At 45.1% G+C, this 17,403-nt stretch carries 13 protein-coding genes; 4 read left to right on the top strand and 9 right to left on the bottom strand.

Features of this window, described 5'->3' with window-relative positions:
• Nucleotides 1–225 precede the first annotated feature (225 nt).
• Together EO93_RS13845 and pta are read right to left on the bottom strand one after the other, a co-directional pair.
• Nucleotides 226–1,452, bottom strand: coding sequence for an acetate kinase (locus EO93_RS13845; protein ID WP_048132474.1), 1,227 nt, complete (start codon nt 1,450–1,452; stop codon nt 226–228).
• Between the two features lie 116 nt (nt 1,453–1,568).
• Nucleotides 1,569–2,570 carry a phosphate acetyltransferase gene (pta, locus tag EO93_RS13840; RefSeq protein ID WP_048132476.1) on the bottom strand — a complete coding sequence of 334 codons (1,002 nt, stop codon included), beginning with the start codon at nt 2,568–2,570 and terminating at the stop codon, nt 1,569–1,571.
• A 257-nt stretch (nt 2,571–2,827) separates the two neighbouring features.
• Here pta and EO93_RS13835 point away from each other — a divergent pair, with 257 nt between their 5' ends.
• The 4 genes from EO93_RS13835 to mtaA all read left to right on the top strand — a co-directional run bounded on the left by EO93_RS13835 (nt 2,828) and on the right by mtaA (nt 10,563).
• A complete protein-coding gene (locus EO93_RS13835) occupies nt 2,828–3,394 on the top strand; it encodes a flavodoxin family protein (RefSeq protein ID WP_048132478.1) in 567 nt (188 codons plus the stop codon).
• Nucleotides 3,395–3,648: 254 nt separating this feature from the next.
• Nucleotides 3,649–5,418, top strand: a complete 1,770-nt coding sequence (locus EO93_RS13830) for a chloride channel protein (protein WP_048163126.1) — start codon at nt 3,649–3,651, stop codon at nt 5,416–5,418.
• An 85-nt stretch (nt 5,419–5,503) separates the two neighbouring features.
• Nucleotides 5,504–8,971, top strand: a complete 3,468-nt coding sequence (locus EO93_RS13825; RefSeq protein WP_048163125.1) for a HEAT repeat domain-containing protein — start codon at nt 5,504–5,506, stop codon at nt 8,969–8,971.
• A 551-nt stretch (nt 8,972–9,522) separates the two neighbouring features.
• Nucleotides 9,523–10,563 carry a methylcobamide:CoM methyltransferase MtaA gene (gene mtaA, locus EO93_RS13820; protein ID WP_048163123.1) on the top strand — a complete coding sequence of 347 codons (1,041 nt, stop codon included), beginning with the start codon at nt 9,523–9,525 and terminating at the stop codon, nt 10,561–10,563.
• A 1,024-nt stretch (nt 10,564–11,587) separates the two neighbouring features.
• Here the strand turns inward: mtaA and EO93_RS13810 are convergent.
• From EO93_RS13810 to EO93_RS13780, 7 genes are all read right to left on the bottom strand, one after another.
• Complete coding sequence (locus EO93_RS13810; RefSeq protein WP_048163121.1) at nt 11,588–12,151, bottom strand: hypothetical protein; 564 nt, start codon at nt 12,149–12,151, stop codon at nt 11,588–11,590.
• Nucleotides 12,151–13,713 (bottom strand): VWA domain-containing protein, encoded by a 1,563-nt coding sequence (locus tag EO93_RS13805; protein ID WP_162198711.1) that lies wholly within the window; start codon nt 13,711–13,713, stop codon nt 12,151–12,153. Before EO93_RS13805 ends, EO93_RS13810 begins: the two co-directional genes overlap by 1 nt.
• Nucleotides 13,714–14,084: 371 nt before the next feature.
• Nucleotides 14,085–14,450 (bottom strand): cupin domain-containing protein, encoded by a 366-nt coding sequence (locus EO93_RS13800; RefSeq protein ID WP_048163118.1) that lies wholly within the window; start codon nt 14,448–14,450, stop codon nt 14,085–14,087.
• Between the two features lie 41 nt (nt 14,451–14,491).
• Nucleotides 14,492–15,145 (bottom strand): hypothetical protein, encoded by a 654-nt coding sequence (locus EO93_RS13795; RefSeq protein WP_048163117.1) that lies wholly within the window; start codon nt 15,143–15,145, stop codon nt 14,492–14,494.
• A 327-nt stretch (nt 15,146–15,472) separates the two neighbouring features.
• Nucleotides 15,473–15,757: a non-histone chromosomal MC1 family protein gene (locus tag EO93_RS13790; RefSeq protein ID WP_048132491.1), complete on the bottom strand. Its 285-nt coding sequence runs from the start codon at nt 15,755–15,757 to the stop codon at nt 15,473–15,475.
• Nucleotides 15,758–16,003: 246 nt separating this feature from the next.
• Nucleotides 16,004–16,441 (bottom strand): SRPBCC domain-containing protein, encoded by a 438-nt coding sequence (locus EO93_RS13785; RefSeq protein ID WP_255350233.1) that lies wholly within the window; start codon nt 16,439–16,441, stop codon nt 16,004–16,006.
• Between the two features lie 144 nt (nt 16,442–16,585).
• Entirely contained in the window at nt 16,586–17,260 is a 675-nt protein-coding gene (locus tag EO93_RS13780; protein WP_048163114.1) for a PHP domain-containing protein, read from the bottom strand.
• Between the last annotated feature and the right edge of the window lie 143 nt (nt 17,261–17,403).

Below are 17,403 nucleotides of genomic sequence, written 5' to 3'. Positions count from 1 at the left end.
CAGAATCAATAACAGCAGAACGTGAGGAAGTTGACGCTTATATCCCACGAAGCTGAAGACTTCGGGGTTTTACGCTCCTTCCCATAAACCCCTCAGGATGCTGCTATATATAAAAACAGAGATGCTAAAAAAGGCAGGTGAATGACTGTGGAGTTATATTAAGAAAGTGCGGTGGGAACTCAGAATAAAAAAAGGAAAAAGGTAAAGGAAAGTTTCCCTTTACAATCAGATAGGTACTGAGCTGCGTAACTTCACTTCGGTCTCACAGATTTCCTTTGTTTCCCTTGCAATTGCAAGTTCTTCATTGGTCGGGATAACAAAGACCCTTACTGTTGCATCCGGAGTGCTGATATCGATTTCCTGGCCTCTGATTTTGTTCTTTTCCTCATCGAGCGTTATGCCAATACCATCCAGGCCGGAGAGGATTCTCTTCCTGATGCTTGCGCTGTTTTCTCCTATGCCTGCTGTGAAGACAACTGCATCTGCACCGTTGAGCACAGCTGAATATTCACCTATGAACTTCTTGACCTTGTATGCAAAAATTTCAAGGGCAAGTTCAGCTCTCCTGTTACCCTGGGAAGCTGCTTCATCGAGGTCTCTGAAGTCGTTGCTGAGCCCGGAAACTCCAAGCACACCTGACTTCTTGTTCATAAGAGTATCGATTTCCCTGGTTGTCAGGCCTTCTTTTTCCATAACGAAGGGAACTACTGCCGGGTCAATCGAACCGCATCTGGTACCCATTGCGAGCCCTTCGAGAGGAGTAAAGCCCATGCTGGTTTCAACAGATTTTCCTCCTTCTACAGCCGCAATGCTTGAGCCGTTTCCAAGGTGGCAGGTGATGATCTTGGTTTCTTCTGCAGGCTTTCCGAGCATAAGGGCAGCTCTTTCGGCAACGTACTTGTGGGAGGTACCGTGGAAGCCATATTTCCTGACCCCATGCTTCTCGTACAGTTCGTACGGGAGAGCATACATGTAGGCATATGCCGGCATTGTCTGGTGGAATGCTGTATCAAAGACGGCAACCATCGGGGTGCTGGGCATGATCTCCTGACAGGCAGAAATTCCCATCATGTTTGGAGGGTTGTGGAGAGGCGCCAGTTCAAAGCAGTCCTTGATTGCCTTTTCTACACCCTCGTCGATCAAAGCCGAAGTTGTGAACTTTTCCCCACCGTGAACAACCCTGTGCCCGACTGCATTGATTTCGTCCATGCCTTTGATGACACCGAATTCAGAGTCGGTAAGAGCCTTGACTACTTCCTCAAGGGCAGTCTTGTGGGTAGGGAGGTCGGTTTGTTTTTCCAGCTTCTTGCCGTCAAACCTCTTCTGGGTGATGATCGAGTTGTCAATGCCTATCCTCTCGCAAAGACCTACTGCAAGAGCGGACTCATTCTTCATATCAATTAATTGATATTTGAGAGACGAACTCCCTGCGTTTATAACCAGTACTTTCATGTGTAAACCCCAGTTCAATCCATTGATTTCCAATCACATTTAGAGTTTCCGGATAGAATAATACTATATATGAAAGTTAATAAAACGCTTCCGAAACGTTTCCGAAACGTTTCCGATTATTTGTCCTGCGCTGCAGCCTGGACACAGGTAATTGCAACGGCACCGACAATATCTTCGTCACTGCAGCCCCTGGAAAGGTCATTAATTGGCTTTGCCAGTCCCTGGGTGATAGGGCCATAGGCTTCAGCTTTGGCAAGTCTCTGAGCAATCTTGTATGCTATGTTTCCGCAGTTCAGGTCAGGGAAGATAAAGACATTAGCCTTTCCTGCAACAGGGCTTCCGGGAGCCTTTGAAGCGGCAACTTTCGGAACAATTGCTGCGTCTACTTGGAGTTCACCATCGATTGCGATGTCAGGAGCAAGTTCCTGTGCACGCTTTGTAGCGGCTATTGTTGCCTCAGTCAGCGGGCTCTTGGCGCTTCCCTTGGTGGAGTAGGAGAGCATTGCAACCTTTGGAACGTCCTGGACCAGCAATTCGAAGGTCTTTGCGGAAATAACTGCAATGTTTGCAACGTCTTCTACACTCGGCATTTCAACCATGCCCGAGTCAGCGAAAAGGAATGTACCGTCGGACCCATATTCACAGTCAGGCACAGAAATTATGAAGAAAGCGGATGCAAGAGCTGCGCCCTTTGCTGTTTTCACGATCTGGACCGCAGGTCTGAGGGTGTCTGAAGAAGAGTGGGCAGCGCCTGATACTACTCCGTCTACTTCCCCGAGTTTGGCCATCATAACAGCGAAGTAAACGTAATCGCTCATAATTTCGGCTGCACTTTCGAGTGTGATGCCTTTGTGCTTTCTTAACTCGTAGAAAGTATTAATGTATTCATCTCTTTTCTCATAGGTTTTAGGATCTACAATTCTTGCATTTGAGAGATCCAAATCTCCTGCGAGCGCCTTAATATCGGCCTCATTACCAACAAGGACAACTTTTGCAATACCTCTTTCAAGGATCTTGGCAGCTGCCTGGAGGGTTCTGATATCTTCAGTTTCGGGTAAAGCGATTGTCTTGTTAAGTTTCTTTGCTCTTTCACTAATCTTTTCTAAAAATGTTACCAATCGACCAACCTCCTATATAATTGGAGTAGTTTAAATTAGCTGGGTCTTGATATATAAATTTACGTAAAATGCATAGAGAGATATATAAAAATCAAAAATATATATTTTGGGTTGCAGACATATATCAGTACGTAAATATTTATCCCGAAAATATATGAAGATATAAATAATTTTTACGGCAAAGGTAAGGTAACTTAAAACAATTAGTACTGAATATAAGTGACAAATTAATATAAAAGAATTCCGGAATGATTACAATGAAAATTATAGGAATTTCAGGCAGCCCTCGAAAGGGCCAGAACTGTGAGAAAATGATTGTAGCTGCTCTCGAAGTTGCAAAAGAAAGGGGTTTTGAAACCGATACCGTTTTTATCTCAAACGAGGAGGTTGCCCCCTGCAAAGCGTGCGGAGCTTGCAGAGAAAATGATTTCTGTGTGATTGATGACAGTATGGAAGAAATTTATGAAAAAATGAGAGTTGCAGACGGTATAATTGTTGCAGCTCCCGTATATATGGGAAATTATCCTGCTCAGCTCAAAGCCCTTTTTGACAGGAGTGTCCTGCTTCGCCGCAAAAACTTTGCACTCAAAAATAAAGTCGGGGCAGCTCTCTCAGTTGGAGGCTCAAGAAACGGAGGACAGGAAAAGACCATTCAGGCCATCCACGACTGGATGCATATTCACGGGATGATTGTGGTCGGCGATAATGCCCACTTCGGCGGAATTACGTGGAACCCGGCAGAAGAGGACACCATCGGGATGCAAACCGTTTCCGAAACTGCAAAAAAGCTCTGTGATGTCCTGGAACTTATCTATAAAAAATAAACGAAATAACCGCAACATATTTAAAAAAATAAGTTAGATAAAAAGAAAAGTATGAAATTTCCCTGAATAAAAGATTGGATCTCTCTTGGGGCAATATTTTGAAAACATACATTTAAATAAATGCTCGAAATCTTTGGACAACAAAGGTCTTTCAAACAGAATAAAACCCGAAGATCCGAATATTTATTTTATGCTTAAGAAGATTTCAGGGAAATATTTGACACGTAAAAAAAGTCCCCAAGAGGCGCGAACATTTGGAAGTTGATCCAGAATCCAGATTCAGATTCCATAGCATCAAAGAATACCCCAGGCTAACGGAGTACATCAGCCGGTTTGACACCGAAACTACCAGGGTCAACTCAATTGCCATTATAATCGGGCTCCTGACAGGGCTCGTAATAGGAGTTTATGACCGCACCCTCCAATACAGTAACGTTTTTTTTGGAATGCAGCAGGGATACTCATTACACGAGCTTCCATTCTATTATGTAATATTCACGCCTGCCCTTGGAGGGCTGCTGGTGGGGTTAATCACCCACTTCCTGATAAAACAGAAATACGGTGTTGAAGGGCTTATAGAAACCGTAACCCTCCGCGGAGCAAGGATAAAGCTCAAGGATGCTTTTCTGGAGGTCTTTACCTCAATAATCACTATCAGTTCGGGAGGTGCCCTGGGAAAGGAAGCCCCTGGAGTCCTTGCCGGAGCCGGAACAGGCGCTCTTGTGGGGAGAATCCTGAAAAGCCCGGAAAGGCAGCTCCAGATCCTTCTCGGCTGCGGGGCTGCCGGCGGGATTGCAGCTGCATTCAGCGCCCCGCTTGCAGGTGTGGTCTTTGTAGTAGAGGTAATTTACGGGGAACTTGAAACCAAGACCTTTATTCCGATAGTTATCTCCTCAGTCTTTGCAACCCTTGTCTCGAGCACGGTTTTCGGGATAAAACCTATCCAGATATCTCCCTACCAGCTGGTCAGCCCCTACAAAGAATTAGGGCTCTACCTTGTCCTCGGACTCCTTGCAGGGCTCGTCTCTACAATCCTGATCCGGACGCTTTACTACACAAAAGATCTTTTCTCGGGAATCCCCCTCCATCCCGTCTTCAAGCCTGCCCTGGGAGGGCTTGCAGTAGGTGTAATCGGCCTTTTTTACCCCCGTGTCCTGGGGATGGGCTATGATGTGATTATGGACGCCCTGAACAACCAGTTTACTTTCAAAATCCTGCTGATCCTGCTCTTCCTGAAGATCCTCGCCTTTTCCCTGAGCCTGGGCTCCGGAGGGTCGGGTGGGACGATTGTCCCCTCCCTTTTCACAGGTGCAATGTTAGGGGGAGCCTTCGGGACAGCCGCAAACCTGTTTTTCCCGGGGATGACGGCAGAGTCAGGGGCCTATGCTATGGTTGGGATGGGCGCGGTCTTTGCCGGGACTGCACGGGCTCCCCTTACTGCCATCCTGATCCTTTTTGAGATCACCAGGGATTACAGTCTCATCCTCCCTCTCATGTTTGCCTGTGTGCTTAGCAACGTGATGTCCAATGCCCTGTATCCGGAGTCCATTTTCACGGAGGGGCTCCGCAGGAAAGGATTCAAGATCCGAAAAGGCCGGGAAGTGGATATCATGGTTTCCATGCTTGTAAAAGATGCCATGGTCACACATGTCCAGACCGTCTCCGAAGAAAAGAATGTAGGCACCCTTATTGCCCTCATGCAGGCAAGCCGCCACGCCGGTTTTCCAGTCCTTGATTCAAAAGGCAAACTTTCAGGGATAGTAACACTCTCAGACCTCCGGAGCAAGGTAAAGTACGGAGAAGTCGACAAAAAGATAGGGGATATCTCCGCCAGGGACGTGGAAGTCGCCTATCCCGACGAAACCCTTGAAGCGGTCCTCAAACGCCTTGCCTCAAAGCAAATAGGCAGGCTCCCCGTTGTGGACCGCCAGGACAAAACAAAACTCCTTGGCCTCATCACCCGGAGTGACATCGTAAACTCGTACAACAAGAAAGTCGTAGAAAAAGTCCGGGATACAGACTAAAAGCAGTAAACTAAAAAAGGTCCCCTGACAAAAAGAATAGAACCGGAAAACTGGAAGCTATTCGTACTAAAATTGTGGGGACCTTATGCCTGTAACAGAGAGTATCTCAAAAGGTGAACTGGAAAAATACCTGAAAGGCGTAATTCTGGAAGACAGTACAGAAGAAATCAGTAATTTTTACACGGAACTTTCGGTAAGGGAAATATTACCGATCACCCGCCAACTTTTTGAAGAAAAGGTATGCCTGACCCGCGAATTTGAAGTCCTTCAATTTGTAAAAAAAGAAAAACATTTAATAGTTTACGGAGAAGCGGGCTCGGGAAAGACATGGACCCTTAGATGGCTGGGTACTGCCTGTGCCAGAAAATGCCTCGAGAAAAAAGAAGGCTTTGTTCCTATTTACGCAGCACTTGATTCCTACGTTAAAGGCTCTTTTTACGATTATTTAAGAGGGAAAGCAGGGAAAAAAGGCATTTCAGGACCTGATTTCAGGAAACTGCTGGAAGGAAAAGCCCTGCTGCTTCTGGACGGGCTAGACACGCTTACGCCTTCCGACAATTTTTCCCCCTTCGAGGAAATTTCCGATTTTATCTCGGAATACGAAGACTGCCGATATGTTTTCGCCTCAAGACCCCGGATTTCCGGCAGCATAAGAAACAGATTTGCGGTTTGCGAAATTGAAAAACTGACTGATGAAAAGATCAGGGACTTTATAGAGAAACATATCCCGGATGAGGAACAGGCAAACTTCCTGAAAGCCGCTGTCCTGAAAGGAAACCATTCAAATACGGTTCTTCGAAATCCCCTGATGCTTTCCCTCTGGCTCGAAATTGCAGGGACCAGCAGGGGAATAAAAGGAAATGAAAAAAATGTTGAGGCTTCTTTTCCTTCCAGCCGGACGGAGATTTATAAGGCTTTCATTTCAGAGCTTGTTAGAGATATTACGGAGGAAGAAGCTATTCTCAGCGCCGAGAATGTATACTCGGTAAAAGAGAACTCGGTAAAAGAGAACTCGGCAAAAGAGAACTCGGCAAAAGAGAACTCGGCAAAAGAGAACTCGGCAAAAGAGAAAACTGGAAAAGAGAACTCGGAAAGGATAATAATTGAAAATATCCTTACTGACCTATCCTTCAAACTCCAGTGCGTGAATAAGGTTTCATGCAAATACAAATACGCCCTTGAAGTGGCAGGGAAATATGTAAAATATGATTCATCCGGCAGATACGGTTCATCCTTCAAAAAAGAGGCAAGAAAACTTCTTCAAACGTGTTTTGGGCTGGGGATCCTGAGAAGAAAAGGTTCCGAAATAAGATTAGGAATACACCAATCACACCAATCTTTTCAGGAATACTTTGCTGCCTTAAAGTTGAAAACATATTTTGAAAACGGGATGGAGATCTCCGATACATTTGGGCATCCTGAATGGGAAGACGTGATCATATTCACCTCAGAGCTGGTTGAGTCCGGGGAAGAACTGGTAAATTCCATTATTTTAAGCGGAAATTTATGCCTTGCTTCAAAATGTGCAGGGAAAGCCGGGCCCGAAACAAAGGAAAAATTATGTGCATTACTTGCCAGGAAACTTGATAGTAAATTTACAGTGGAAAAACTGAGGGCAATTCAGAGCCTCGGAAGCCTGGGAGTCTGCGGGATTGAGGCGGTTTCGGAAGCGTTTCACGATGAAGAGATAAGTGTGAGAAGAGAAGCGGTGAGGATTCTTGGGGAAACAAAATCAGAGGCGGCTCTTGTCCCGCTCACGGCCGCACTTGGAGACGGAGATTATTCGGTAAGGAGGGAATCTGTAAAGGCTCTCGGAGTTATCGGGTCCGAGAGAGCAACCGAACTGCTCACAAACGCATTTGCGGATCAGGAAAGGGCTGTCCGCCTGGAAGCTACGGAAGCGCTGGCACAGATAAAATCGGAAAGAGCGCTCGAAATCCTGGTCGGTGCCCTTAAGGCTAAAGATGATTTTGTGCGCTGGGGTGCCATAGGGGCTCTTGGAAGGGCAAACCCCGAAAACGCAGCTGACCTTCTCATAAAGGCATTCCGGGAAGGGGATAACTTTGTTCGATTGGGAGCCGCAGAAACCCTGGGCCAGATGAGATCAGAAAAAGCTGCCGGAATACTCGTAGAAGCCCTGGAAGACGAAGAGGAGTTTGTGCGGTGGATAGCGGCAAAAGAACTTGGAAAAATAAAACTGGACAAAAGTCCTGATATGTTCATCGTTTCACTTGGAGATAAAAGCCGCTTTGTCCGCAGGGAAGCAGCAAAAGCCCTCGGAATGACAGGAGCTGAGAAAGCAATCGTCCCCCTGATTTCCGCGCTCTCTGATGAGGATGAGCTTGTAAGAAAGGCAGCCGCTGAAGCCCTTGGAGAGATAGGGACAAAAAGAGCAGTTGACCCCCTGATCAGCTTACTCGGGGACGAGAGCCATTCGGTCCGAATAGAAGCAGCAAGGGCACTTGGGATGATAGAATCCGGAAAAGCCGTATCCCCACTCCTCCTCGCACTTGGAGATGAAAACCGCTTCGTCCGGAGAGGAGCGGCAAAGGCCCTTGGACAGCTGAAACTCGAAAAAACCCTCGAACCGCTCATCTGCACATTTGAATCAGGAAACAGCTTTGTGAGGCAAGAGGCAATAAGGGCCCTCGGCCTGATAAAATCAGACGGGGTGTTGGACCGGATGTCGGATAACTCAGGCCGGGCGTCGGACCAGATGCAGGATAGCTCAGACCGGGCTCTCGACATGCTGATTAATGCTCTTGAAGACGAGGACGAGTTTGTGCGAAGAGAAGCCGCAAAAGCTCTCGGGAACTTTTCCGAAAAAGAAGCCGAAAGAGCCCTTAAACCCCTGATAAATGCCCTTGAAGATAAAGAGGGGGAAGTTAGGAGATTTGCAGCCGAAGCCCTTGTGAGCCTGGATCCAAGAAAATCCATTGAGCCCCTGATCTCTGCCCTCAAGTCCGAAGACGAAATGGTGCGAAGGCTTGCGGTAGAGGCACTTGGCCGGATAAAATCAAAAAAAGCCATCAAACCCCTGATAGACGTCCTCCTTTGCGATGAAGCTGGCTTTGTGCGAAGTGAAGCTGCAAGAGCCCTTGGGAAAATAAAAGCAGAAAAGACCATTGACCCGCTTATTGAGGCACTGATTGATGAAAACAATGACGGAAGATGGGGTGCTGCTGAAGCCCTGGGGCGGATTAAAGCCGAAAAAGCAGTCGACCCTCTAATCAATGCTCTTGCCGACATTGACGATTTCACAAGGTGGGCAGCGGCAAGGGCTTTAGGCAGGATAAAACCGAAAAAAGCAATCGAGCCCCTCATCAACTCGCTCTATGACTGGAACCGCTTCGTAAAAGCAGAGGCTGCATGCGCACTCAGTGAAATCTGTACAAAATCCGATAAAGCACAGCTGCAGGCTTTACTTGCCTCGGAAAATAAATTTGCAGCAAATCTCGCTTTTGAGATCCTGGAAAGCTTTGAAACTGAGGAAAAATCAAAAGTCATATTGTTCAAGGAGCAAAGACAGGTTCACATGTATCAGGTTTGGTGAACTACCACTCAGCTAAAGACTGACTGGCTTCTCGGGTCATCCCTTCCTCTATTGAGGACAAGTCACGCGAGCTCAACCCTGCGTCCCGCAGGTGAAAATATGAGTGTGATACTAGAGATACCATACGGCTAACGGCTTTCCCCGCCTTAATCCTGATCCCTTCAGGATGATTCTTGCCCTGTTATCCAACTCCCCGATGTTCAAACGTTACCTCGCTTGGTTTTCGCTTTGAGAATCAGCAACATTCTTGGTGAACTGTGAGGTTGTGGTGACAGCAAAATCTAATATTACAAAGGTTTTGAAAATATTTAACAATTGACAGAATCAATAACGGTTAACAGTTTAGGTTGACGCTTATATCCCCTGAGCTAAAGACTCAGGGGTTTTACGCTTCGTAATATAAAAAGGCAAACCTGAAAAGGCAAACAGGATTATTGGAAAACTGAAAAAGGCAAACAGGATGTTGGAAAACTGAAAAATTAAAAAACTGAAAAATTAAAAAACTGAAAAATTAAAAAAACTGAATAATCAACAAATCGGAGCCGAAAAAAATGGTACAGAATCTCAGGAAAAACTTTCTTAACGCGCTTCAGGGCAAGCCAGTTGACAGAACCCCCGTTTGCTCCGTGACCCAGACCGGAACCGTGGAACTTATGGACCTGACCGGCGCCGCCTGGCCAGCCGCCCATTCCGACCCGGAAAAGATGGCAGCCCTTGCCCTTGCAGGCCACGAAATTGCGGGCCTTGAAGCTGTCCGCTACCCCTACTGCCTGACCGTGCTTGCCGAAACCATGGGCTGCAATGTGCGGATGGGTACAAAAGATATCCAACCCTCGGTCCTGTCCCACCCCTTTTCCGAAGGCCCGGATAAACTGAAAGTTCCTGAAGCCCTGCTCGAAAAGGGAAGAATCCCCACCGTCCTCAAAGCAACGGAAATCCTTGCAGCCCGGACCGGAGGAGAAAACGGGAAGGAAGAAGTCCCTCTCATCGCAGGTATGGAAGGCCCCCTTACTGTTTTTACCCACCTTGCGGAAGTTAAAAACTACCTGATCTGGACCATCAGAAAACCCGAATACGTCAATGCCTTCATGGAAACCTGCACCGAAATCTGCATAGAATACGCAAACGCCCTCTTTGACCACGGCGCAGATGCCCTCTGCATGCCCGACGGCGGGATAATCGGTTCAAGGATGATGCCCCCCTCGGTCCTTGAAGATTCGGTCAAACCCTTCTATAAACGCCTCTGCAAAAAAGTAAAAGGCCCCGTAATCCTGCACATCTGCGGCGATGTAGGAGATTCCCTGAAAACCCTTTCAGAATGCGGCTTTGAAGCTATCAGCATCGAAGAAAAAGCCAGCATAAAAGCTGCAAAAGAAGCCATTGGTGGCAGGGCAAGGTTAATCGGAAACGTCTCCCCCTCAAGGACCCTGCTCTTCGGGACACCTGCTGACGTGAAAGCAGAAGCAAAACAATGTATCTCAGCCGGCGTGGACATCCTTGCCCCTGGCTGCGGGATCGCCCCGAGGACTCCGCTTGCAAATATAAGGGCGCTTGTGGAAGCGAGGGACGAGTGGTATGAGGAGAAGGATTGAAAAAAAGTATGAGAGGCAGGTAAAAAGTAAGGGAAGAATAGTGAGCTGAGATCAAAAGGACTAACTTATAAGATTTATGACCAGTAAAACGGTATTAGCTATACAAAACCGCTTTTGTCACGCCCGAATTGCGCCTCGGGAGTACGCGTCCTTTTCGCTACGCTCAAGAGGACTGAATTACACAGATTTCTGGCCAGTACAACTTAATTAGCTGTTTAAAGTCGTTTTTGTCACGCTCGACACAGGAGAGCGGCCTTTCCCGTAAAAATAGAAAGAAGCAATTTCACTATCCACAAATCCGGCAAGGAACGACCTATTTCAAGGGTGCTGGGTTCAGGGTCTATGCTGGCAGGGGAAAGGGGGTACTCGTCTTCGGAGTCGGAAATGCCGTCCCGGTTGGTATCTGCGTATAGAGGGTTCGTTCCGAGTTCATATTCTTCAAAGTCAGAAAGAAAGTCGCCGTCACTATCTGCTTTTGTCGAGTCGCTTAATAGTTGAAAGTATTTTTTGCCGTCACAATTGGCGAGTTTACCGGCTTCTTCCCCGTCAAGCAGCCCGTCCCCATCAGTATCCGAATTATTGGGGTCGGTGTAGTACCAGTTGCCAAAGCCGTCCCTGAAACCGGTGGTTTCGGTGATGTCGGGAATGCCATCCTCATCTGTATCTGTTGGCTCGATTTCTTCTGAGATCGTCCGGAAGACTTCGGGAAGGTCTTCGGCAGTTGAGACAGAGAAATACTGGCCGCCGGTGGCTGTGGCTATACTGGTAAGCAGAGTGGTGTCTACATTGCTGCCGAGGCCGACGGTGTAGACGGTAATATTATTGTTTATTGCCTGCTGGGTGTAGGTATTGCTGTAGGTGCCCTACTTATCTGGTGGGTAAATGAATAAAAAAGAGATTACAGATTCGACTTCGATTGAAATCGAGTCTGGTTGTTCAAATCTGGAATATAATAGAATTTTTGTTAGTAAACCAGAATCCGGGATTGAGGAGAATCTGATTCAACCAACGATTATCCTAAGATTTAGTTTTGAGTGCTTCTCTTTACGTATGATTCATAGGCCTCCCATGCATCATCAAGAGCCTGTTTAAAACTAATTACATCCGATTTATCTTCTATCTTTGGACCCAACGACTCTATGAACAATTCAGATAATCTGATTATTTCCAAAACCAATTCTTCTGTTTTGATGGGAGTTCCGTCTTCATGGTTGGGATAGCGCTTATTTATCTCTTCAATTCTAATTGACTTCCCTGTACCCACATCAAATACCGACCCCATACCTCCAATAAAGTACTTGAAATAAGTGAAATCATCCTTTGGGGCAAACAAAAATATTTCTTGACTATCGATAAGTTCAACTTCACACCTCTCACCAAAACACAACTTTGGAACCGAATGCAACCATCCTTTTAGGTTGAAAAAAACAAAATCTCCCCTAAATCCATCATCATTCGGATCGTCCATTCTTTTTGTTAAAATTAGGCCATTTATTGTGATAGATAATCCACCTTCTATATCCCATCCACTCTCAAAAGAATCAGAGTCTGAATTATCTATACAAAAATTAATTTTGATGTCTGACATCAATCCACCACTCTAATCACATTTATCCCAGATGTTGGGTAAGAAGTAATAAACAATCCGTCCTTATTTACTATTGTTCTAATTTCAGTTATTCCAAACTCTTGCGGATTCCAAGTAAAAATAAATACATCATCTTTCACTTCACGTGTTCCATATTGCATACTTTCTTTAATCATTTTTTCAACATCTTGGACATCCATTACTTTAGGCGTTGTTATCCCAGGTCTGACTTCATGACCAGTAGGGAAGAAATCAGTAGGTTTATTAGGTTTCCCTTTTATGACGCCTGTAACATGGCGATCAATAACATGTTTCTGCCGTTTTAATGTTACAGATACTAAATCATCGCCTATTCTATAGGCTATGTGAAGTTCAGCTAAATCCACATCCTTCTTAACCAATTGCGTTATTTCATCATCATTCAATCCTTTTGCTCTCAAGCCATCGACAATTACATCACCATAAGTTTTTCTTACAATGTCTATTGATTCATCGACATGCTTCACAACAAAACCAGCAACATCAAAGATCATGTGAGGGTGTTTTGTCACAAACTTACCGATCGTTGCAGTCACTTTTGCTGAATCACCATATCCAGGTATCAGAGACAGTGCATTCAACAATGTACCAAGACCGTCACCATGGGCTATGGAAGAAGCTATATCCCTAACATCTCCAACGGCAATAAAACCACTAAGCATCCAGCCTGCCATGTAGTATAAACTATCATGGTCGTCACCACCCCATTCTCCAAGAACCGCACCCAGAGCAACCTCGCGGCCGATTTCAAGGTAACTGTAGCGTATATCATAGATCAGCGGGTCGTGATCAGCATCATAGTATTCAACATAGTCGTTATAGTCATCACCGTCTGTATCCGCCAATAATGGATCAGTCCCAATGCCAAATTCATCCCCATCAAACAGTCCATCACCATCGGTGTCTGAAATCAAAGGCTCAATACCATATTCGTTTTCATTAAGGTCGTCGACCCCGTCGCCGTCACTATCTGCTTTTGTCGGATCGCTGAATAGTTGGAAGTATTGTTTGCCGTCATAATCGACGAGTTCGCCGGCTTCTTCCCCGTCAAGCAGCCCGTCCCCATCAGTATCCGAATTATTGGGGTCGGTGTAGTACCAGTTGCCAAAGCCGTCCCTGAAACCGGTGGTTTCGGTGATGTCGGGAATGCCATCCTCATCGGTGTCTGTTGGCTCTATTTCTTCTGAAATCGTCCGGAAGACATCAGGCAGGTCTTCAGCGCTTGAGACGGGGAAATACTGGCCACCTGTGGCCGTTGCAATGCCTGTGAGCAGAGCGGTGTCCACATCGCTACCAAGGCCGACGGTGTAGACGGTAATATTATTGTTTATTGCCTGCTGGGTATAGGTATTGCTGTAGGTGCCCTGACCGTCGGTAAGCAGGATTACCATCCAGGCGTGTTCGGAATCCCCGGAATTGATAAGGTGGCTGTTTGCGGTGCTCATGCCGGCGCCAATATTTGTTCCGCCGGAGGTAGCGGCACAGGAAAGCACAGTAATTACTTTTCCGGCTAGAAAAACCAAAAACATCTGCTATGGGGCTGCAGCAAACAAAATGTGCTTCCGAAATACCTTATCTAACCATTATAAAACGTAATCTTGAGGCACTTGTTCCGAGAGTTTGATCAAGTTATTCAGGAAAAAGGAGTTGAATTGAGTCAAAGTCTTCATTTCTATTTTAATTAGGTAATTTGAAGCAAAGTCTTTTTTTATTTAGATTTTGAGAAGACCGCCCGAATCCGGGCGGTGAGAGGGCCGGCACCTGAAAGCAGTTTGAAATGAAGGGGACACCGGCATCGAAAGAAAATCCAAAAATGTTATTAAGGAGACAAATACGTAGAAAACAAAATAAGAAATCACTTAATAAAGAATTTATTGATCTGTTGCTTCTTTAATTACCCCATCAATTCCGTATCCTCATGCGAATACGCCGGCGCACAGCAGCAGAGAATTTTCAGCTCTTTTTCACCGGGATTTCGGACCCTGTGCGGAGTTCCAGGCGAAATACAGATGGAGTCTCCTTTTCTGACCTCGAATTCTTCAGAGCCGAGAGTCATTATCCCGCTGCCTTCGGTGATGTGATAGATTTCTTCGGTTACCCTGTGTTTGTGAAGGAGCGTTTTCCCTCCGGCAGGCACGATGGCTTCGGCAAGGCTCTGGTTTGAGTTACCGTAGACTGAGGGATGCATGAGTTCGCGGATTATTGAGCCATCTTTTGTAATGTAGGGCTTGACTTTGCTGTATTCGGTTTTTATCTGCATTCAGAACTACTGAAACTGCCAACTATATAACTATTTTTATTTTAAAGAGATGGGAGTACTTCGTCTTCCTGCAAAAATTCTGAAAAAAGCGTGGGGCAGTCCGGGATCTTTTCAGCATCTATCATAATCAGATTAAGGTAGAAAGGACCTCCGCCTTTAATGTCTACAGGAGCAAGGTCGACGAATTCCAGGATGTCAACCGGATATTCGAGATAAGAGATCTCAAGCTCAGGATGGTTCAAATTTTCTTTGCAGGGGAGACCCACAGCATAGATTTTGGAATCTAAAAGGTCTTCAGCTCCTGCATCCAGAATAAACGCAAAAAAGAAATACAACCCATGGGGCAGATCAATCATGTACCTGGTGTCTGCATCAAGCTCGGATAATAAAAGGTTCTGTGTCTTTTTCCTGTACACCATCAAAAGCAGCACTTTATCTTTGGAAAGGAGTTCCTGAACCGTATCTGGCAGGAAAAGGCTCCCAAAGACAAACTCGTACTCTTCATAAATCGAAGCCGTAAAATCGTTTCTGACAAACAACAGGCCGTCCTGGTCCGAAAGCGAATAACTCATATTGCCCTGAAGATCAATTATCGGATATTTCCCTGAAGAAGTATCCTTCCAGAAACGGTCAAGAGCTTTGTCCTCTATTCGGGACAACAGGTGTATACATTTTCCAACAGCAATACATTCCAATAGTAACCCCTCCCACTGATTCCTCGGCTCATATTCAGCCCGATTTTTCCTATAAAAACCCCCCTTTGTAGAATCAAAGGTCACATGATATTAAGTTCAATAAATTATAAGAACGGCATAATATAAATGACTGGACATAAAAACAGGTCAAATAATTAAGAATTCAAGATATAATTCAAGATAGAAATCCAAAAAACAAATACAGATCGAAATCCAAAAAACAAATACAGATAGAATTCAAGATAGAAATACAGAAAAGAAGTCAGTAAAAATCATAGAAAAAAAGAAAGAACCTTGAATTTCAAGGTAGATGAGGAAAACTAGATTTTACTCGATTGTTTCTATTTTCTCTTTCTTGACAAAGGGCTTACTGATTTTCGCTGGCATCCATTCAGGCCTGTTTTTTGGGGCTGCGACAGTTTGCTTCCATGCTTTGAAAACATGAACTTTCTTTGTCCCGCGTTCCCTGAGTCGGATAATATCTGGTTTTGATTTGGTTCCGGTGCCCCTGTTTGCAGCTTTAAGGGCAGCTTGTCGAGGCTGTTTTCCAGAGAAAACTCCGTGCTCATTGCCTTCTACATCCCGTAAAACAAAATTTCTTGTGTCAGACATAAGGAATATCTCCTAAAATATGTTATAAGAGAATGATAAAAGTGAAGGTATATATAATTTTCTTAAGATGTTGTCAAGGGTTATTGATTTAGAATAAATTTACCTCAATTCAGGAATTGTGTATACACCTGATTTGAAATTAATTCTCCCTGGGAAAACAATATCTATAGCTAGATTTACGGAAGTTAAATAAGCAAATCTCAACGAGATGGCTTTCTTTAATTACAGATTAAAAATTTTATAAATTTATTTGACCCTTTCAGCCCTTTTTTTGAGGGCATTGTTCATATCCCCAAAGCTGCGTACCGTACCCTTCTCTATAGACCATGAAGTGCTGATAATAGGAATTGCAATGCCATTGAATATCTCTTTCTGGATAAAGCGTACCTTGCGACCTGAAATTTCTTCAAGGATGAGGCTGTGCTCCCCATCGAGCAGCCCGGGGAAAAAGAAACTTCCTTTCCATGTAAGCTCTTTTCTTGGCTCAAGGCGAATTATCCTCGGGTGAAGGGTCACGCCTTTTTTTTCCCAATCCGGCTTCATATGGACTTTAATTTTGCTCCCGACCTTTGCCTCCCCGCTGATTTCCTTTATGTATGGGTTCCAGTTGGGGTAGGCTGCAAAATCCATAAGGATCTGCCAGATGCGGTCCGCAGAAGCAAAGATTTCAATTTCTGTGCTGATTTCTTTTTTGAACCCGATGGTTGCAACTCCTCTTTCGCTTTTCCTGTTTTTTCTTAGTCTATCGAAGGCAAACTTATTAACCCTGTTTATTTAGACCGGAAGCAGGGAAGATAAAATCGAAAAAAGAAGATCCAAGCTATAAGTTCAAGCCCTTCCGAAGATTTTTTTCTTCAATTTTCGCTTTACGCTTCCTGCCATCTGTTTCAGGATAATTGGAGTGGGCGTGTTTTTTCCTGCAGGGGCAACTTTACCTTTTCTTATTGCTTTCAACACGGCTTCAACTGTGTTTTCAGAAGCATCGATTTCAGTATATGCCTGCCCTACCATTTCAGGAATATGGGAATCACTTCCTGCAACTTCGGGTATTCCGAGTCTTTTTGCCTCAGCCAGAGCTTTCCTGTTGGCTCCGTTGAAAAGGCAGCGAGAATTGAAGACCTCAACTGCATCAATATCAAGCCCTTCAAAACTTCCAATTCCGTGGGAACTGCTCTTGAAAGGGTGGGGGATGATAACCGTACCTCCAAGTTTTCGAGCCCTGCGGATCGTTTCTTCCGGACTTAACAGAGGCTCTATATTCTCTCTGATTCCCAGAACCAGGATATGTCCTTTTGAAGAACTCACCTCCACGCCGGGAATAACTGTGATTTCAAGACCAAGCTCCAGGGCTTTATTCGCACAGGCAAGCCCACCTTCAACCGTATCATGGTCACATATGGCAAATCCGTCAAGTCCCCTTTTGCGGGCAACCTCAAGGATATCTTCATGGCTTGACTCGCTATCTTTTGAATGCTCGGAATGTACGTGAAGATCGAATTTCATGCTAATATAAAAATGAGCGATGAAGTTATATAAATTTTGAAACGGAGACGAAGAAAGAGAAAAAGAAAGATAGCAGGCACCTGACGAATTGGAATTCAGAAAATGGAAGAAAAGAATTAAGGAAAGTAAAATCAAAAAGCAGG

It is taken from the genome of Methanosarcina sp. 1.H.A.2.2 (assembly GCF_000979975.1).
In the GTDB taxonomy this organism is placed as follows: domain Archaea; phylum Halobacteriota; class Methanosarcinia; order Methanosarcinales; family Methanosarcinaceae; genus Methanosarcina.
This window is presented reverse-complemented; position numbering and strand designations above follow the sequence as displayed.